Origin of the sequence: Chryseobacterium vrystaatense (assembly GCF_000737765.1) — a bacterium.
In the GTDB taxonomy this organism is placed as follows: Bacteria; Bacteroidota; Bacteroidia; order Flavobacteriales; family Weeksellaceae; genus Chryseobacterium; species Chryseobacterium vrystaatense.
The window spans coordinates 412,274-432,407 of the sequence record NZ_JPRI01000003.1 but is presented as its reverse complement, the minus strand read 5'-3'; the positions used below and the strand labels follow the sequence as shown (position 1 = coordinate 432,407).

Annotated in this window: 18 protein-coding genes; 11 read left to right on the top strand and 7 right to left on the bottom strand. The window is 39.4% G+C overall.

What is annotated here, in order from left to right:
- Positions 1–3: 3 nt before the first annotated feature.
- The 7 genes from IW16_RS11225 to lpxD all read left to right on the top strand — a co-directional run bounded on the left by IW16_RS11225 (position 4) and on the right by lpxD (position 13,218).
- Positions 4–3,579, top strand: a complete 3,576-nt coding sequence (locus IW16_RS11225) for an amino acid adenylation domain-containing protein (RefSeq protein ID WP_051890115.1) — start codon at positions 4–6, stop codon at positions 3,577–3,579.
- A gap of 1 nt (position 3,580) precedes the next feature.
- Entirely contained in the window at positions 3,581–4,678 is a 1,098-nt protein-coding gene (locus tag IW16_RS11220; protein ID WP_034743848.1) for a saccharopine dehydrogenase NADP-binding domain-containing protein, read from the top strand.
- An 11-nt stretch (positions 4,679–4,689) separates the two neighbouring features.
- Positions 4,690–5,817, top strand: coding sequence for a Gfo/Idh/MocA family oxidoreductase (locus tag IW16_RS11215; protein WP_051890114.1), 1,128 nt, complete (start codon positions 4,690–4,692; stop codon positions 5,815–5,817).
- Between the two features lie 44 nt (positions 5,818–5,861).
- The gene (locus IW16_RS11210; protein WP_034743844.1) at positions 5,862–10,268 is read left to right on the top strand and encodes a non-ribosomal peptide synthetase; all 4,407 of its coding nucleotides are present in this window, start codon (positions 5,862–5,864) and stop codon (positions 10,266–10,268) included.
- Positions 10,269–10,460: 192 nt separating this feature from the next.
- A complete protein-coding gene (locus IW16_RS11205; RefSeq protein ID WP_034743842.1) occupies positions 10,461–11,138 on the top strand; it encodes an HAD family hydrolase in 678 nt (225 codons plus the stop codon).
- Between the two features lies 1 nt (position 11,139).
- The gene (locus IW16_RS11200; RefSeq protein WP_051890112.1) at positions 11,140–11,853 is read left to right on the top strand and encodes a 4'-phosphopantetheinyl transferase family protein; all 714 of its coding nucleotides are present in this window, start codon (positions 11,140–11,142) and stop codon (positions 11,851–11,853) included.
- A gap of 360 nt (positions 11,854–12,213) precedes the next feature.
- Complete coding sequence (gene lpxD, locus IW16_RS11195; RefSeq protein WP_034743839.1) at positions 12,214–13,218, top strand: UDP-3-O-(3-hydroxymyristoyl)glucosamine N-acyltransferase; 1,005 nt, start codon at positions 12,214–12,216, stop codon at positions 13,216–13,218.
- Positions 13,219–13,324: 106 nt separating this feature from the next.
- Here the strand turns inward: lpxD and IW16_RS11190 are convergent, their stop codons facing one another.
- The 6 genes from IW16_RS11190 to IW16_RS11170 form a co-directional block, all read right to left on the bottom strand.
- Complete coding sequence (locus IW16_RS11190; RefSeq protein ID WP_228376924.1) at positions 13,325–13,852, bottom strand: 2-phosphosulfolactate phosphatase; 528 nt, start codon at positions 13,850–13,852, stop codon at positions 13,325–13,327.
- A gap of 51 nt (positions 13,853–13,903) precedes the next feature.
- The gene (locus IW16_RS26935; RefSeq protein ID WP_228376923.1) at positions 13,904–14,083 is read right to left on the bottom strand and encodes a hypothetical protein; all 180 of its coding nucleotides are present in this window, start codon (positions 14,081–14,083) and stop codon (positions 13,904–13,906) included.
- 121 nt (positions 14,084–14,204) lie between these two features.
- Complete coding sequence (locus IW16_RS11185; RefSeq protein ID WP_034743836.1) at positions 14,205–14,912, bottom strand: hypothetical protein; 708 nt, start codon at positions 14,910–14,912, stop codon at positions 14,205–14,207.
- Positions 14,913–15,015: 103 nt separating this feature from the next.
- Positions 15,016–15,390, bottom strand: coding sequence for a VOC family protein (locus tag IW16_RS11180; RefSeq protein WP_034743834.1), 375 nt, complete (start codon positions 15,388–15,390; stop codon positions 15,016–15,018).
- A gap of 45 nt (positions 15,391–15,435) precedes the next feature.
- Positions 15,436–16,029, bottom strand: coding sequence for a dihydrofolate reductase family protein (locus tag IW16_RS11175; RefSeq protein WP_034743831.1), 594 nt, complete (start codon positions 16,027–16,029; stop codon positions 15,436–15,438).
- A gap of 67 nt (positions 16,030–16,096) precedes the next feature.
- Positions 16,097–16,975 (bottom strand): alpha/beta fold hydrolase, encoded by an 879-nt coding sequence (locus IW16_RS11170; RefSeq protein WP_117590640.1) that lies wholly within the window; start codon positions 16,973–16,975, stop codon positions 16,097–16,099.
- A gap of 288 nt (positions 16,976–17,263) precedes the next feature.
- Here IW16_RS11170 and IW16_RS26630 point away from each other — a divergent pair, with 288 nt between their 5' ends.
- The 3 genes from IW16_RS26630 (at position 17,264) to IW16_RS11165 (ending at position 18,189) form a co-directional block, all read left to right on the top strand.
- On the top strand, positions 17,264–17,407 hold the full coding sequence (locus IW16_RS26630) for a bacteriocin-like protein (protein WP_165571979.1): 144 nt from the start codon (positions 17,264–17,266) through the stop codon (positions 17,405–17,407).
- 29 nt (positions 17,408–17,436) lie between these two features.
- A complete protein-coding gene (locus tag IW16_RS26625; protein ID WP_165571978.1) occupies positions 17,437–17,583 on the top strand; it encodes a bacteriocin-like protein in 147 nt (48 codons plus the stop codon).
- A 321-nt stretch (positions 17,584–17,904) separates the two neighbouring features.
- Positions 17,905–18,189 (top strand): DUF3817 domain-containing protein, encoded by a 285-nt coding sequence (locus IW16_RS11165; RefSeq protein WP_034743826.1) that lies wholly within the window; start codon positions 17,905–17,907, stop codon positions 18,187–18,189.
- A gap of 65 nt (positions 18,190–18,254) precedes the next feature.
- Here the strand turns inward: IW16_RS11165 and IW16_RS11160 are convergent, their stop codons facing one another.
- Positions 18,255–18,869, bottom strand: coding sequence for a DUF6134 family protein (locus tag IW16_RS11160; RefSeq protein WP_131327877.1), 615 nt, complete (start codon positions 18,867–18,869; stop codon positions 18,255–18,257).
- A 408-nt stretch (positions 18,870–19,277) separates the two neighbouring features.
- On the opposite strand from IW16_RS11160, the gene IW16_RS11155 reads away from it, so the two are divergent.
- Positions 19,278–19,985 carry a hypothetical protein gene (locus IW16_RS11155; protein WP_034743822.1) on the top strand — a complete coding sequence of 236 codons (708 nt, stop codon included), beginning with the start codon at positions 19,278–19,280 and terminating at the stop codon, positions 19,983–19,985.
- Positions 19,986–20,134 lie beyond the last annotated feature (149 nt).

Here is a 20,134-nt window from a genome sequence, read left to right as displayed (position 1 = left end):
CTAATGACAACAGATTCAATTCATTATAAAACAACATCCCAGATCATCCATGATGGTACGTGGTATATGGAAAAAATCCATATCTCCCCGGAAACCTGGAACAATCTTCGGGATCATTCGACCGAACAAAACCTGCAGCCGGAAAGTGTATTGGTTATTTCTGCCGTACTTTCATTAAAAACCTGGCTTGATCTGCCGGATCAGGAAGGAGGCGAATACATAAATATCATCAGCAAAAATGATTTTGCATCCATCCCGCTAGGTTCAGTTACTGAAAATATAGGATCGAATCACAGCTTTCTGACACACTACAATGAGCTGCATCATTCTGGGGCTTCCGACAGTAACAAAGCAACAGAATCGTTGACCAGTAAATTTGCAGTGATTGTTCACAACGGCTCATCTGATTTTAAAATTCCAACGGTCACACCTTCTGTTCTTATCACGATCACAGTTGCTGAAGATGTGCAAATCAACTGGTATATTAATCCTGATTTTTTAAGTGAAGAAAGGATAAAATCGTTGGCTGAAACACAAACCCATTTGCTGAACTGGTCATCGCAAAATGACTGGAGACACCCTTTACCGGATCTTTTAAGCGAGCAGGAAAGAATAGTCAGAAATGAAGTCAATCAGACCTCAGCAGAAATTAAGCCACAATTGATTCATCAGGCCTTTTTCCAGTATGCCTTACAACATCCTCATAACGCAGCTCTTTATTGGGACAAAGATCAACCTGGCCAAATGAGTTACGGAGAACTGGCCAACAAGGCGTTAAAGCTATCAGGCGCTTTGGTAAACAAAGGTTCGAAAAAGAATACCCGTGCGGCTGTTGTACTACCTAAAGGTTCATCGCAAATTATTGCCGTCATGGGAATTTTAGGAAGCGGATCGCTTTATATTCCAATAGGAGTGGAACAACCGTCAGGCCGTCAGGAGAAAATATTAAAAAAAGCCGGAGTACAATTTATAGTTACCGATTCTTCAACTCTTTCTGATTTTCCTCACCTTAAAGTTTTAGCAGAGGAACTGCATATTACCATTATTAATCTGGATAAAATATCTCAGGTACAAGCTTTAGATGCACCTATACAGGTGAATGTAGATCAATTAGCCTATATCATTTTCACTTCAGGATCTACGGGGGAACCCAAAGGAGTGGAAATCACCCATTCCGCTGCCTGGAATACGATTCAGGATATCAATACAAAGTTTGAGGTAAACTCTTCAGATTGTGCCTTAGCTATATCTGCCCTGGATTTTGACCTGTCAGTTTATGATATTTTCGGATTGCTGGCGGTAGGCGGATCGTTGGTACTTATTCAAGAGGAAGAACGAAAAGAGGCTTCGTTATGGCTTCGATTGGTAGAAAAATATAAAGTGACTGTTTGGAATTCAGTTCCTGCCCTATTTGACATGCTGCTTCTCAGTTCCTCGGAAGAAAATGATCTGTCCAGCCTTCGTTTGGTTTTAGTATCGGGGGATTGGGTAGGATTGGATTTGAAAGACAGGATGAAAGAAAGAGCTGAGAACTGTCAGCTTATCGCCCTCGGAGGAGCAACGGAAGCATCGATCTGGTCTAATTTCTTTCCTGTCAATGAAGTCAGCCAAAACTGGAAATCAATTCCTTACGGAAAACCTCTTGCCAACCAAAAATACAGAGTGGTGAATCATCTGGGTATGGATTGTCCTGATGGAATTACCGGTGAATTATGGATTGGCGGACAAGGAGTCGCTTCAGGTTACACGAACAACGAGGAACTTACCAATAGCCGTTTCGTTACCGCTAATGGAGAAAGATGGTACCGCACAGGTGATCTTGGACGTTACGGGCAGGATGGCAATCTGGAGTTTTTAGGACGCATCGATCATCAGGTAAAAGTGAATGGATTCAGAATTGAGCTCGGAGAAATAGAGTCTGCACTGAAAACGTTTCCCGGAGTAGCCCAGGCTACAGCAACAGTACTATCTATCAATCACTCTGCCCATTTGGTGGCAGGCGTAGTGGCAGAAAAAATTCTGTCAGCTGATCGCATTGATGACCTGTTGACAACTCCCAATTCATCAGTTTTCAAAGAGGAATACGAAATTCAAAAACAGATGGTAGCTACTTTCCTGTATGAATTACTAGATTTATCAGAACATACCATAAAATGTGCTTACAATAAATCCAAAAATGCTTCTTTAAAACATCCATTACCGATTCAAATAAAACAATTACAAACACAATTAATTGCAGAAACAGGCATTGGCCCTGAGCACACTGCCATATTAGACATGTGGTTAAATTGGCTTCATGAAGAAAATATTTTAACGGAAAGAGATGGCCAGCTCCTTTTTTCTGCTGAGTTTAATCCTATTGAGAATGATGATCCTTTCCTGAACACATTCAGAGAGAAACTGCATGAACGTAAACAAATGCTTCGTCAGATTCTGTCCAATGCTATTCCCTCTGTTTCTTTACTGGATGATGATCTCTTATCTCCGGAAATACTAAGCACACACGATAAGGGTATCCTGAAAGGAATTGAATCCGTTGCCGAAAAGATCAGTCAGACCGCAACTTCATCTGAAACACCAGTCAAGGTAGCCATCCTGGGTGGTCGTACGGGGGTTTTAACAGAAAAAATGCTTCGGGCAATTAACGTCACCCAGATTGAATACTCAGTGATTGATGAAGGCCGTGCGATGGTTCGCAGTTTTACGGAGCGACTGTCAAAAGCTGGCTATCAGATAAACGGCATTGAATTAAAAAACAATCAGGTCCCTGAAGACTACTGGTATCATTTTGATTTTGTAGTTGCTATTAACACATTACACCGCTTTCCTAGCCCTGATCAGGGATTGTTTATAAGCAGTCTGCTATTAAATAAGGGAGGAAGGCTTTTAGCTATTGAAGCTGAACAGTTGATGCCCATAGCATTGGTAAGTTCGGGGGTTATTGATCGTGGATTCCAACACTTCGATCTTCAGCGCAGAGAAACTTTTAGCCCTATGTTAAATAAAGAATCATGGAAAAATTATTTTCTTAAAATTGGTTTTTCAAAGGTACAGACAAAAGATATCCAGGATTCCTCGTCCATTTTGTATGACACCAGCTGCCCCAAAGAGCGTCATCAATTAAAGGAAACTCAAATCCTTTCTCACATTCAGACACTGTTACCACCCCATATGATGCCTGAAAAACTGACTATCCTTCCCTGGATGCCTTTGAGTGCCAATGGAAAAGTAGACCGAAAGTCGTTTGCAGAACTTGTAAAAACTATGGTAGAAGAAGATGTCCGGAAAGGTACCGATGATTTTGAAAATCCAACCGGCAAAACGGAGGAAGGCATCGCAGCCATCTGGAAAGAACTGCTGGCATTGGAAGCAGTAGGAAGAAATGATGTTTTCTTTGAAATTGGAGGTGACAGCCTGTCAGCAACCCGCTTTCTCTCAGAAGTAAAGAAACAGTTTGAAGTGAATTTGTCATTGAGAGAGCTATTTGGAGCTACGTTAAAGGATGTTGCCGCTAAGGTAGAAACAGAACACCTGAAATGGCAGCAGGAATTAGAAACCATGGAAATAGGAGAAATTTAATATGATAGGAATAATAGGAGGTTACGGAGAAGTAGGCCATCATGCCTGCCTTACCCTGCAGCAATACGGTATTGGTCCACTGAAAATCGGAGGGAGAAATCCAGAGAAAGGAAAGGCAAAACAGTCTGATTTATTACCTGGAGCCATCTGGGAAAAAGTAGATGTAGAAGATGACGAAAGTCTTGCCGGTTTTATTGCCGGATGTGATTTGATCCTGAATTGTGCTGCACCATCGCATCGCTATTCAAGACGCATTGCCAAAATATGTTTACAGCATCATGTCAATATGGTGGATGCGGGAATAGACAACAATTATGAAAGTGATCCGCTTGATACCGGAGACCATACAATCGTATTTGCGGCGGGAGCAACACCAGGGTTTTCCGGACTTTTCCCCATATGGTTGGGCAGGCAGTTTCATAAAGTTCATTCATTGCTTAGTTATTACGGTACTTCCGGGCAAATTTCAACTGCCGGGGCAGAAGATTATCTGGAAGGGGCACTGCATCCAAATCATGCACCGCGTGCTGCCTGGAGAAATGGAATCGTCCCCAATGTATTGCCACGAAAAAGCGGGATTACACTTCCCTTTTTCCCGGGAGAGATTACCTTATTTCCCCTCTTTGACGATGAAACCCATCTGGTAGCTCAAAGACTTGAACTCGACAACGGAGAATGGTATGCTGCCGTGGAGGGAGAAAAATCAATTGCAGCACTCGACAGTGCCAGCTTTGAATACAAAACGAATCCCAAAGCCATGATTGAAAAACTATGCTTTGCGGTAGAAATGGATACCCTTGGGAGAAGTCCTTATTTCATCATCATGGTTCAGCTGACCGGGGAATCAGAGGGGGAAGAAAAGGTAAAAACTGCCGTTTACGAAATCGGACAAATCATTCCTTTCTGTGGAAAAATAGCAGCGATTATTGTAAAGGCTGTTCTGGAAGGTAAAGTAAAACCCGGGCTCCATCACACCGCTTCCATTGAGGATGTCGGTTACGTCATGGATCACCTTGAAAAAACAGATTCCACACACAGTATTCAAATCATTGACCATTCTATCGAAGAACTTTCATTTGAAGAGGAAGGGACATTATAAAGATTAAAAACATGAACAATAACAAAGAAAACTATACATCAGGAAAAATAAAAACGGTTATTTTTGGATCTACTTTCGGGCAGTTTTATCTGGAGGCACTCAGCAGACTATCTGATGAATTTGAAATCACAGCTCTGATAGCAGGTGGCAGCGAAAGGTCAAAAAAATGTGCTGAGGCTTACAATATACCTCTTTTAAATGACATCAGTGAAATTGACCCTAATGAAGTTGATCTGGCCTGCATCATTCTTCGTTCAGGAGTAATGGGTGGTAAGGGAACCGAATTTGCCCTTTACTGTATGGAAAAGGGAATCCATGTGATACAGGAGCACCCTATTCACCACAACGACCTGGCAACCTGTCTACGGACAGCAAAATCGAATAATGTACATTTCATTACAGGGAACTTATACGTCCATGTACCCGCCTTTAAAAGGTTTGCTGAAGTAGCAAAGCATCTTTTTGAAACAAAAAAAGCAGTCTATCTTGATATAGCATTGGCTACTCAGGTATCGTTTCCGATGGTGCAGATGATGATTGATCTTCTTCCCAACCCGAGACCGCTGAACATCCATCATGTTGTAAAAGATTCAGGCCCTTTTCAAATTCTTGTAGGTGAATGGGGAGGAATGCCTCTTACCCTTCGTGCCCATAATGAAGTGAATCCTAATGACCCTGATAACCATCAGCATTTATTACACACCATTTCGATCGGTTCTTCTGGAGGCACCTTGTCTCTGACAGATACGCACGGCCCGGTGGTATGGAAAACCCAACTCCACATTCCACATAATGAATTGTTGAAAAATGTTTCTTCCGAGAATCATCTGAATGAGAAAAGTACCCTGATTTTGGGGCCTGAATTCCCCCCAACTTATCAGGAAATCCTTCAGAAACAGTGGCCAAGAGCCATTGGAAAAGACCTGCAAATGATGAAAAGTTTCATCAGAGGCGAAAAAAAACCGGAACAGCGAGCTCATCTGGAATTATTATGTACCCGTTTATGGCATGATCTGACCCACGCTTTAGGATCTCCGACATTAAAACCTGATGCATCATATGAGCAGATAGAAGCAAGTACACTGATGGAACTTGCCGGAAAAATTCCAGCCGAGCCGGAAGAAGTAAGTGTAAACTAATCCGGTTGAAAATCAAATAATAGTAATAACCCTAGTATTTTTATATGACGACATATATAGAATCGGTTGATGTTCAGGAGCTGATGAACAGCATGCGAAAAAAGAAAATTCAGCTTTGGACAGAAGATGGAAAATTAAAATTTAAAGCTCCGAAAGGAGTAATCGAAACCCATGATATTGAACTGCTCAAGGAAAATAAGACTCAAATCCTTGACTATCTGGAAGCAGAGAAGAAAGCCATTACCATAAATGATGACCTGCCAAACCGTTATAAACCGTTTCCTCTTACCGACGTACAGTCGGCCTACCTTCTGGGAAGAAATCCGGGCTTCAGATATGGTGGTGTAGCCTGCCATCTTTATATGGAATTAAAATATAACCCTTTGGACCACGGGCTTGTTGAAAACACCTGGAACACCTTGGTTCAAAGACACGAAATGCTACGAGCTACGGTGAGCAATCAGGGGTTTCAGACTATTCAGAAAGAAACGCCCCGTTTTAAGGTAAGTTATCAGGATGTTTCCATGTTAGCGATTCCGGAACAGACTAATAGCCTTACGAATGTACGCGAAAAGATGAGCCACCGTGTATATAATACGGAACAGTGGCCGTTATTCGATATTGCCGTAACGACAACGCAGTCGGATAAAAAAGAATCTGTCCTGCATTTTTCGATGGAATTCCTCATTGCAGACTGGATCAGCATGTGGATGCTGATGGCAGAATTTGAAAAACTATATTTTAATCCCGAAACGCAGCTTTCACCATTAAGCCTGAGTTTCAGGGATTATGCTATCGCGGAAAGAGGTGTCCGTGAAACAGCAGCCTACGCCAGAGACCGGAATTATTGGCTCAACCGTGTAGAAACATTGCCAGTGGGGCCTAATCTACCGACTTCCCGTCGTGAAAACACTTCATCCAATCACTTTACCCGAAACAGTACTCTTATCGGGAAACAGAAATGGGAAAACTTTAAAACCACCGCCAATTCATACGGCATTACGCCTACTTCAGCGGTAGCGGCAGTATATGCTTCCGTATTGGAACGCTGGAGTGAGACTGCTCATTTTTGCCTCAATCTTACCGTACTGAACCGTATGCCTCTTCATCCGGAAGTGCATCAGATTGTGGGTGATTTTACTTCTGTAAGTTTGCTTGAAGTGGATTGCAGGGAACAAAAGGCATTCAGTGAAATGGCAAAAGATATGAATATCCAGCTGTTTGACGATCTGGATCATACTTTATTTACGGGAGTTGAGGTACTTCGCGAAATGACCAAAAAGCAGCAGAACGGAAGGGTCATCTTACCGGTGGTATTAACCAGCGCTATCGGACTGCTGGATACCGGTGACGATACCGGATTAAAAGGAAAGATCGGAGATTACAACATCAGCCAGACTCCCCAGGTATTTATTGACTGCCAGGTTGTAGATACTGCACAGGGACTATCGGTTAATTGGGATACGCGTGATGGTATTTTCCCCGAAAACATGATTGACGATATGTTTTCAACGTTTGAAATGCTTCTCAATCAGCTTGCAGAGACCCCCGAATTCTGGAGTAAAAAAGAATTGGTCTCATTATCCGACCGACAACAGCTGGAAAGAAATCAGCTGAACCATGAATTCGCAACATTACCAGAAGCGTTACTTCATGAACCTGTTATGATTCATTTCAAAACTTTACCCGAAAAAACAGCTGTTGTTGACCAATACGGTTCATTCACTTATAAAGACATTGAACAAAAAGCAGCTGCCATCGCTCTGCAATTGAAACAACTGGGCTGCCGTGAACAGGATAAAGTAGCCATCACCCTTCCAAAATCACATCATCAGGTTACTTCTGTGTTAGCGGCACTTGCATTAGGTGGCGTTTATGTACCCATAGACCTGAACCAACCTGCTGAAAGACGGACAAAGATTATCAAAAATGCCGGAATCCGTTATGTGCTTACGTCCGATGAAATCAGTCAACAGGGATATGGAGCTGAAGATGATGTGCATATTATCGCTGTAGATACTTTGCAGAATCATACAGAAACTGATCTTGAAGATATTTCATCAAAGACAAAACAGAACCCCAGTGCTCCGGCTTATGTGATTTACACTTCAGGATCTACAGGTGAACCTAAAGGAGTGGTCATCTCTCATTTAGGAGCTATGAATACGATTGAAGATATCAACAGACGTTTCAACATTGATGAAAAACACAGTGTCCTTGCGTTATCACAACTTGGTTTTGATTTATCTGTATACGATATTTTCGGAATACTGGGACTTGGCGGCACCATCATCTACCCTCAACCGGATCGTCAGCGTGATCCATCGCATTGGTTGGAGCTCATGCAAAACCAAAAGATAACGGTATGGAACACCGCTCCTGCTCTAATGCAGATGTTTGTCAATTTTCTGGAAACAGAAAAGCAAGAGGTCAGCACATCTCTCAGCCATTTCAGATTGGCTCTATTGTCGGGAGACTGGATTCCGTTAAATCTTCCTGACACATTAAAACAGATGGTTCCTTCCGTACAGCTCATCAGTCTTGGTGGAGCTACCGAAGCATCTATATGGTCTAATTTTCACATTTACAAAGGCTTACAACCTGACTGGAACAGCATACCCTATGGAAGACCGCTTTCCAATCAGGGTTTCCGTATTCTGGACGAGCAGATGAGAGATTGTCCGGAATGGAAATCAGGAGACCTTTTCATCACAGGTTCCGGACTGGCACTGGAATACTTCAATGATCCAGATCTTACCAACGAACGCTTTTTCCCGCATCCTGCAGATGCTGAAAGAATGTATAAAACAGGAGACTTAGGCAGATATACTCCAGGAGGTGAAATTGAATTTTTAGGAAGAAGAGATAAGCAGGTAAAAATAAGAGGGCACCGTATTGAATTAGGTGAAATTGAATCAGCCTTAACAGACCATCCTGAAGTATCCAACGCCGTGGTCATTGCAAAAACCAATACAGAAAACAGTAAAATCAAAACCTTATTTGGCTTTATTGTTCCCGCAACAGATCAATCTGAGGGTTATTTTACTTCTGAATTGCTGCAATTTTTAGGTAAAAAAGTACCTTCCTATATGGTACCTTCTCATATCCAGTTGGTTGATAAGATCCCTGTAACAGTGAACGGTAAAGTGGATGTGAAAAAACTGGAGGACCTTTGTGTCTTTGAAACCGAGAAAAACGCTGCCGGAAATCAGGATTTTAAGGATGAGCTTGAGAAAACCATCCATGATTTATGGTGTAGTTCGCTTGGTACAGACAACATTGGAAAGCACCAGAACCTCAACGACTTTGGGGCAGACTCACTGATATCAGCCCAAATGGCGGGAAAATTACGTGATATTTTTACAGGTAAGGGAAGCAGCAATCTCACTTTTGACCTTATTCTGAGACAAATTCTGACCTCCCCTACTATTGCTGATTTAGCTGACTTTTTTAGGGACCATGAGCACAACGCAGGTACTCAGAAAAAAAATGAAGAATCCAAAAAAGCAACCCGTATCGGAACACTTACTCATTTTGGCGGTGACCCATCAGGAATACACCGCATCATTCTGCATGCAGGGGGTGGTACATTGGAAAGATATAAGCATTTAATCCGTGAAATGGTCAACCAGCAATCAGGGGCCGTGTACGGAATTTCCGTCGGAGATTTTGACGCCTATTGCTCGATAGAAAGTGATGAACTGGTCGAACGTATTGCCGATGATTACTGTACTTCTATTATTGAAAATGGTGCAAAAAAAATACAACTCATCGGTTATTCCATTGGAAGTATGATTGCTGTAGAAATGGCCAGAAGATTGAGCGAAAAAGGAATTGAGGTGATCGATCTGTGCATTATCGATGCGATCCGTGTTCCATTTAAGGTATATGATGATTTATTTATTGAGTTCCGCTTCCTGCCGAATCTTGGAATTACTCCTGCTGATGCCGGATTTGGTGAAATGAATGGAAATATATTCATGGAATGGGTAACCCGTACGCTACAGGAAAACAGGAATGAACTTCCAGAAGAATCGATTTTTACGATGCAGGGAAGCAAAGAATTGATTCAGGCGAGTTCTGTTTTCAACCACATGAAAGCAGTCAGCCAATCAGATAGATTTGATGCTTATCTCAATGCTATGAAAAACTTATCAGGCCGTGAAATGCCAAAAGAAATGCTTGAGCGTACGTACAGCACTTTTGCACAAAACTTTAAAGCGTCCAGATTTGTTTCACCGCCTTATTTTGGAGATATCCGTTATTTCAAAGCAAAGGATCAACGTACGACAACAGCTACCGGAATCAATGATGACATCGTTGAATTATGGTCCGAGATAAGTATTGGAAAGCTGCACATCACAGTTATTGAGGGAGATCATTTGGGCTGTGTAGGAGAAGAATATGCTCCTGATCTGGCAGTCCATTTAGGCAAAATTTCAGATCAATAATTCTCTAACCTTATAAAAAATTAAGACAAAATTCTGAGTGGCAACTTACAGAGTATGTCCTGCCCCATCATTATTGTAATAGTAATGAATGGGGCTTTATATAGTTTTTGATTTGATTTGATTTGATAGAGTTACTTAAATCATTTCAGATGAACACTAATATCTAAAAGTACCATTAAAACAATGTAAAATATGATGAATTTACCAAAAAACTTACATGCTGCCTATTTTGATGTAGACGGAACATTAACCAAAAGTAACATTGTTGAGCCGTTACTGTATATTAAAAAACGGATACTGTCCCCACTTAAGTACATTCTTTGGAAGACAGTTCTTCCTGTCCGCTTTATGTACTGGACGATTCTTGATAAAATCAGCCGTGAACTGTCAACGGCTTCTATCTACCGACAGTACAAGGGCATTTCTGTTGAGAAAATGAGCATATTACGAACCGAATGCTATCAGGAAAAATACAAACGAAAACTCTTTCCAAATGCGATTGAAATGATCACTTCATTAAACAAGCAAGGGGTTCAGACTATTTTAGTTTCGGGATCTTTAGATTTTTTTTTACAGCCTTTAGCTGAGGAATTAGGTGCGGAACTGATTTCATCACGTCTGGAAATAAAAGACGGCATCTATACAGGGGAGGTTGCAGGCAATGTTGTTTCCGGAAAACAGAAGGCTATACTGATCCGTGAACATGCCCATAAAAATCAACTCAATCTGGAGCATTGTGCTTCTTTCGGAGATTCGGCTGATGATATCGAAATGCTTTGTTCGGTGAAATACCCTGTGGCCATTAATCCTGACAAAAGGTTGATGGCATTTGCTAAAAAAAACAACTGGAATTCTTTAATTTGGTCTTAAAATGAATATATACTGCATACATATTGATCAGATTTTAGAGAAAACCTTATTTCAGGAAATGATTCAGTATGTTTCTGCTGAAAAACAGGAAAGGATTCAGCGGTTCCGGAAACCAATCGATGCAACACGGTCATTATATGGCGATTTAATGATACGTTTCATTCTGTGTAAACATCATGGTTTTAGCAATAATGAAATAAGCTACGACTATCAGGAATTCGGCAAACCCTATCTTCCACTAAACCCAGATTTTCACTTTAACATTTCGCATTCCGGCGATTGGGTGATTGGCGTGGTGTCAAAAGATTTAGTAGGAATTGATATTGAAAAAATAACGGATGTAAAAACCGATTTCTCTTCATTGGCATTTACGGATGAAGAAAACCAAAAGCTCATGCGGCTTCATGAAAGCGAAAGGAATGCCCATTTTTTTGAATTGTGGACCCTAAAAGAAAGCTATGTGAAAGCTACAGGAAAAGGCTTATCGGAAGGTTTAAATACGTTAAAAATATCAATGGATAATGGAATTATCGGTATAGAAAAAAATGAAAAACCTGTTCAGGCTTATTTTGAAATGTTGGAATGCATAGAAGGATATAAAATTGCCCTTTGCTCTCTCACCAAAAACAGGGACAGAACCACGCAGCTCTTTTCTATCACTGAATTTGGGGAAAAAGCAAAAAAGATTTTGAAATCTTACTACCCTACACATTGATAAGTTACTTTTGATCAAAATGTTTAATAACCGGCTTTAATAATTTTAATTTGTTTGAAAATAGGGAGACCATCTTTTTAACCTGTGTTGTTAACAATCCCATTTATAAAGTAAAAAAATTGCTAATATTTTGTTAAAAAACAAGTAACATCAAAAAAAAAACATACCAAGAACCAGGTAGTTTGAAAATTTAATAATTAAAATACCTAGTTATTAAAATATTTTTCTTTTTTTTGCGTTCTGTTAGAGTACTGCTCTTACAGACCAACAATTAAATCTCATCACTTTCCTGGTTAGTTTACGGTAATTCCCCTACATAAACACTTGGTTACTGAACGGATCATAAAAAAATAAGTACTTATGAAATTATTTTCAGTAATAGAAATCAACACTTTATTAAAGGGTTATATAGTAGGCAGCACATCTCATTCTGTTTCCTCACCGGAACAAATAGAACTTGCCGGCAATCACCAAATTACTTTTATAGGCAATAAAAAATACGAGAAATTTTGGGCAGACAGCAAAGCTTCAGTGGCTGTTGTTAATCATGATATCTCTATTCAACCCGGTGAAAACAGAGCATTTATAAAAGTTAATAATGCAGACCTTGCCATGTCTCAGATACTGGAATTGTTTGCACCCCATCACCCCCAATTTGATACAGACATTCACCCTACTGCATGGGTACACCCTACCGCTATTATTGGTGCAGGTGTCCGCATTGGTGCAGGCTGTTACATAGGTCCTAAAGCAGAACTGGGCGACAATGTTACCATTTACCCTAATGCTACCGTTTTAGACGCCAGTACCATAGGTAAAAACAGTACGGTATGGAGCGGTGTTGTGATCAGAGAAAACTGCCACATTGGTAAACATACCATATTGCACCCCAACGCAACGATCGGCGCTGATGGTTTTGGATTTAGGCCTTGCCCTGAAAGAGGACTGGCAAAAATTCCGCAAATCGGTAATGTAGTTATTGGCGACTGGGTAGAAATTGGTGCTGGAGCCTGTGTAGACCGTGGTAAATTCAGTTCTACGATTATTGGTGATGGCTGTAAGATTGATAACCTTGTGCAAATAGGCCATAACAGCGTATTGGGTAAATTTTGTATTATGGCTGGTAATAGCGGTCTTGCAGGCAGTGTTACACTGGGTAATGGTGTTATCATTGGCGGAAGTGCCTCTATTAAAGACCACACTACTATCGGTAATGGCGCTACTATTGGTGCAGGATCCGGTGTTGTGGGTGATGTACCTGCAGGAAAGACTTATCTTGGCTACCCTGCTGCGGAAGCACGTACTACCCTAAAACAATGGGCTACCATCAAAAGGCTTGCTGCAGACAATTCAATACCGGTTTAGCTTTCGATATTTTAAATTCAAGAGCAGATTTCATATCATTCAGGTGTAGGCACGGGAGCTTACACCCAATTGCTATTATCTTTTGAGTTTACTGGGCTATAGGATTTCAACTGATGGCGGTTTTATCTAAGAACCTTTTATAAAAACAACCACCTTCCAGCACAGGAACATTCTCACTTGCATTAAAGTCACAGGCCAATATGATATCTTTTTCAAATCCTCTATCAATCAGCTCCTTGCCCGAACTGCATTTTTTAATATCCGACAATAAGGATTCTTTGGAACTTTCAAAAACAGCTAAACTGGCTTTGCTTTCGGGAGATAATTTTCCCTCTACATAAGAAATAACAGCACCTGCACCTACGGCATCCTCAAAGGAAACCCTCAATGACTTATCCGGCCACTGCTCTCCGGCAGCAATGATCGAAATTCTCTTCCCAAAAGTTTTTGCACAGGCTGCTACTGCTTTTGCATTTCTCAAACTTCCGCATAAAGTAGGTATGTTTCCTGTCGACAAACTAAGTGTTGCGCCATTGGGAGAAGACAATACTAATTTTGTCCCGGACTGAATTGTACACAGAGAGGTAGGAGAAAGAGAAAAGCCGTCTGTAAATTTTCTTTTAAAATCAGCCAACTCTGCACCTACAGTCTATTGCTGATTCATCCTTCCAACGGTAAGGATAGATCACCGCTCCCTTTGTGTCGCAATGTCAACACAGGTAGAAAAGGAAAGAACATCCACTATAATCATCACATCTGAAACCGGTGCAAGCATCTCTGCACCTTTCAGGCCCCACTCCATTCTGATCTCAAACTCCTGCTGATTGTATATCATTAATTTTAGTAAAAAGGTAAACTTTAGCATTGAGCAAAACTCAGTTTGCTCTACACAAAGAAATAATAAAACACAAATTTAGCTATAATCGGTCGTATCTTATTCGCTGTGATTTGCAGATTAGGTAAAAAAGAAGATAGAAAGCAATATTTTATTTCCTGCTGCTGATGATACGCGCTATATGTTCAGGAAAATCGTTGTAATCAGAATGACCAATATAACATACAAAATAAGGCTTGGCAATATGTATCTTTTTTAAATTCTCTTCATTATTTTTCCAATCCGACAAATTTTTTAATTTAATAATTTCATTGTTTTGAAGCATTAATGCTGAATTAAATATTTCCACAATATTGTCTAAATTTTTATTGACCGGCACTTCATAAAACAGTCCTTCACCACGGCGGAAATTTTCATAGCTTCCATCTTTAAATCTTACCAGAAAATAATGCGTAGGTTCATTACTCATTCCCTTGACAATTTTTCCAGGCATTGCGTATATACACTTTTCTATTTTGACTACTTCAGAGTCAAACTTCAATATATTCTCTGCAGTCAACTCACGTTCAATGATTCCTTTCTGAACAAATTCCTGGTCATAAGGCTTTTTATCTTTAATTCCATAATGTATTTGGTGCAGTGCTTCATAGTTCAGCCGCACAGCTTTCCCGATATGTCTGAATACGACACAGGGTATAAACGTTCCGTCATTCAGGGTAACAGATGCACAATACTCATCTCCGTAAACCACACTGTAAATGGGCTCTACCTTCTTGTTTAAAAGATATAGTACATCATACTCATCTATTGTTGAACCATAACGTTTAAAATTGGCTTCGTTTCTTTCGATTATAATCATGAATATTCAGGTATGTTTGTCATTAAAATCTATTCAGGCGCTACACAAAGTATCATCTGGCTTGCAATACTACAGAAAAAACAAATACCCTATTGATAATTTACTATCTGTATGGTGTTTTCTGCAAATTGAAAACCGTCCCTGCCGGATCAGTAATCCAATGCATATGTTCAGGGAGTTCCTCGATTTCGTCACAGGTCTCGACTCCGTTTAACTGAAGATATTCCGTGGCTTCTTCTACATTGGGAACGGTAAGCTGTAACCAGGTTTCGGAATGAGTGTAGCTGTCCACACAATCCAGCCATATAATATTGTTCCCGAATTTCACTTCGTGTGTTCTGGAAACCGTAGGATGGGTAATGGACTTTTCTTCGACACCAAGCTTTAAAATATCCCGGTAAAAAACAACCGTTTTTTCATATTTACTTTTTGGAATTTTTATCGCAATATTAATTCCTGCTTCAAATTTTGCAGCCATATTTTATTTTTTAAGTTGTTAATCTTGATCTGTTTAAAATAATTTCTAGACCTCTACCTCTCCTGTTATGATTTCACCGTTACGCCTATAGTTCGCTATAATGACTCCTTTTGAAGTCACATGGCTCTCTGTCAGTGAAAATGCTGCTGAAACTGCATTGTTCTCAAACAGTTTTTTTCCTTCACCAAGGATCAGCGGATATATTTTGAGACGCAGTTCGTCTACCAGATCATTGTTAAGAAGCAGCTGAGCCAGCTTACTGCTTCCCCAAACCTGGAGGTCAGGGCCTTCCGAATTTTTAAGTGTTTCAATATCCGCAAGACTTTTAAGAAAAACGGTATGTTCCCAATCTGATGTTTTTACAGTTTCGGATAACACATATTTTGTTCCCTCATTAACGGCAGGCCAAAAATCAGCATGCTGAGGCCAGTATGATTCAAAAATTTCAAATGTTTTCCTTCCCAGAAGGTAATCTGAGGATTTCATTTCTTCCTCCATGAGCTGTCCAAAAAGTTCATCCCCATAAGAAACCGTCCAGCCTCCATATTTGAATCCTCCCGAATCGTCCTCTCCGGGTCCTCCGGGTGCCTGCATAACACCATCCAGTGTCATCATTGTTATAACCTTTATTTTTCTCATTATATTCAGTATTTGTAATTAAAGTAAAAATAGATTATCTGCGGTTCTTGGAATAAACAGGATTGGGCTATTTTAGAAAATTGTTCAGATACGCTGAAATCGCAGCTGTCTGCATCATGAGAGTTACATGTCCCTGTCCGGGAAGAATGGCCAGTTGAGATTTTGGCATACTGCCCAGAAGATCTGCCGAAACACCACCTCCCAACAGTTGATAGGTCCTGATCAGCTCCATTTTATCAAGTCCGTCGTTGTCTCCGGCTATGATTAATACGGGTGCAGATATTTTGGATATATTGGAATCTCCTAAGTCGAAAGGTACTGCAGCCGAAGCTATCATCTGCTCCAAAAATGGAGTCCATTTGGTCTTATCAGGTGCTACCGCATTGTAAGCCGTATGCATGGGGCTGTCTGTGAAGAGGTCAGGTTTCATTGCTTTAAAAGCATTTTTCACTTCCGGCAGCCATCCATTACTTTTATAGGTCGCAGAAATGATTACGAGATTCTTTAACCGTTTGGGACTCTGAACAGCAAACTGGTATGCCACAGCACCTCCAAAGCTATACCCTACTACATCGGCATTGTCAATCTTCAGATAATCCAGTACTCCTTCCACATCACTTGCCAAAGTGGTATGCGTTAATTTTCTGTCTGAAAATGCGGTATGCCCATGCCCCTGCATTTCAACAGCAATTACTTTTCTGGTTTTTGAGAGTTCGGGAATCAATGGTCCCCAGTTCATATCAATAGTCATAAAAGCACCATGCAGCAAAACGACAGGTTTACCCTCGCCATATACTTCATAGTACATCTTGATGCCATTTACAGGCGCATATCCACTCTGAGAGGGTTTTAGTTTTTGTCCGTATACCCATGACGGGGTCAATATAATGATGACCATCATCAGGAATGACCTAAGAAATCTATTGGATTCAAATAAATTTTTCATAATGTTATCTGGATTTGGGTTTATTAAAACTTTTAACCAAAATTAAAAAATCATCCCGAATGCCTGCTTGCCATACGACAAGATTTTAGCTATGTGAAAATCAACTGTTTGAAGATTGCTTTTAAACAAGTATTCCCCGGGTATATTCCTGCAGATTATGTTTTTACCTGATTGAGAATGCTTAAAGTAAAGTATCATAAACAAATTCATTAATGATAAACATTTTAAGAATAATATCACTCATTTAATGAAAATTGATTAATTTCGAAAGAACTAAACCTAAATCATATGAAAAATTTAAAAAAAATCGAAAGACAGGAATTGAAATCAATTAAAGGGGGGATCTACTGCCCTGGTGGTCAGATCTGCTTAATCGGCGGAAAGTGGCAATGCATGCCATACGATGGATGCGGCGGTGGAAATCAGCCTTAAAATTCCAAGTTTAACCCAATTACTTTATTATGAAAAATTCTAAAAAAATTTCAAGAGATCAGTTGAAGACTATTAACGGAGGTGCATTAAGCTGCTCCGAAGCATGCTGCCCACCTCCGGGAATAAAAAGATGTCCCTGGGTACTTTGTATTGTACCGTGTGATATATTAAGCTAAAACCTTCTGTGTATGCCGCAAACAATGCATACCGTCCGCAAATAAAGAAAACCTTAGAATGTTTTATTCTAAGGTTTTTTTTATAGATATTGGGACTTTAACATCCATGGCAGCATACTCTACTGATGCCGTTTCATTGAATAAAACTTAAAGGACTATCGATTCACCGCGATTTCAAATGAACGTTTAGTATCATTGAAAACATGCAGAAATATAAAAATAACTATATATGACAGTCATCAACATTCTACTGTTGTCTATTCCAATGGAATAAGTTATTATTGCCTAAAAAAATAATCTTTCGATAATATACGTATCAGGATGATCAATATATACCGTAAAACAGCTCTCATTGAAGGTCTTTCTTATCTGATTCTGCTCTTCATTGCAATGCCTTTAAAATACTTTTTTAAGATCCCCGAAGCCGTAAAATACTTTGGATGGATTCATGGAGTTTTGTTTCTCATATTTCTGATAGCACTCCTGTCAGCCTCCATACAATACAAATGGAATTTTAAAAGAATTATATGGTATTTAATAGCATCTGTACTGCCATTCATCCCTTTTATACTGGATAAAAATCTGAAAAAAGAGTATTCTGTTTAACCTCCGACTTTCATGTGGCTTTTTTCGCTCAAAGCAGCTGATTTTAAACTAGTTTCGACAAGCCTTTAATGTATTTTATTGGTATTGAGAACAAACTTTAGGTTCGCAAAATCTGTATTGGCTTCAACTAAAGTGCAGACTCCCTTGCTGTAGGTGTAAGTAGTCGTGTTTCCATTGGGCAGGTCGATTCTGTATTTATTGGAATTAATCTTCTGAATAGGAATCATTTTTTGGAATTTTTCCGAAAAAACAGATTTTCGATTTCCGGGCTCATTAAAATAAAGACTTGCCGTAGAGCTGAAAATGGACTGTTTCAGAGAACCATTCGCCCCATCTTTATCCGAAAGATTATAAAAACTCCCGTTCCAGGTAGCGGTATTATTCACTTTCAGTTTCCCGTTCATTGTCCGGTAAAGTTTAGCCTGCTGCAGCATATTCTGTTTAAAAGTGACACCCATTTTATCGTAAATTTCAATACTGTAAAGGATTTTCACTTTAGCCCTGGATTCAAAAAGATATTCGGTGATATCGTCTTTCAAAGAACGTTCCACACGTATATTACCAATGGTTTTGTCGTCTTTTATAATAGAATAATTCAGATATTCTTTAGTAATGGGTGTTGCAATATTTGGCTTAACATAATGGTACAACATTATAGAAAAAATCAGGAGTGCTTTCATTGTTTCTATTTTTTAAGTAATAATGACTTCTTTTTATAAGGTTTTCTATGGGTGTATATTGAATGTCGGATGTACAGAACTGATATCGGTTTCAGTTAATTCATAATAAAATAGTATGATGCAAAACTAGCCCCTGGAAAAGCTTATAATGTTCCACAGGATAAATTCGAACCCATTTCACAAATCTAATTTAACTATTTGAAAACAAGTATTTTAAATGCAAAATACGGTTCCGGTTTATAATACTGAACCTTGTTTTTAAATTCTTAAAGGAAAATATGACCATAACAGCTCTTACAGTCAGTCATTCTATCGTATATGGACAGGCAGGAAAGAATGATATAATATCTGTATACAATTAATGATTCAATATTTACTAACTTTAAATCCATAATGATCATAAATATTATGAGAAAAACATCAATCACACTACTATTACTTTCTCTATTCTTTTTTTCCTGCCAACAGCAAAAAAAGGAAGAAGATATTGCCGTAAAGGATGAAGACATCAAGAGTCCCGAAGAATTGATAAAACCATTTTTTGCTGATAACTATCCTGTTACAGAAAATATGTTTGGAAAAGCAACCTCGAACCGACCCGTCATTACAGCTCATTTACGTTCTGAAAATACTGCCTGGTTTACCAATGACAGCCTACAGCAGTCATTACTGTTTATTTTGTTTTCTGATAATTCAAGACTCGTTACAGCCTGTTTTGACAACAACAATATTCCCGGTGAAGTATTTTCAAAAATGGATTTCAGCGACAATAATAACTATCCTTCAAGCGAAGAAGACCGCCTGCTTTACTATAAGGAGTTTTTTAAAAGTGCCAAAAAAATTGACAAAAAATATTTTATCTCAAACATGGGATTTCAAATAGGTGATGCAAAAGAGAAAGCCATTGCCAAGTATGGTAAGCCCGACAGCATAAAAACAGCAGAAGGTTTTGAGAAATACTACTGGAATCCCGCAGGTGCACAAATTACCCAAAAAAATGTCCCTGAAAAAAATCTATTACTGATAGATGAAAAGAAGCAATTCATTACCATGTATTTTAAAAACAACAAGTTAGCCACTATGATCCTCGACAATACTCCGAGATCTGAGCCATAATTTAAAAAATATGAACTTTAATAACCAATCATATCATTTCAAAAGCTGTTATCTGAATTGATATTGTGATCAATTCAGATCAATTGGCGTCGTAATTTGTCCCAACTTCATACTTTCATACCAGAGTTGTATCTAAATTTATTTTTGAG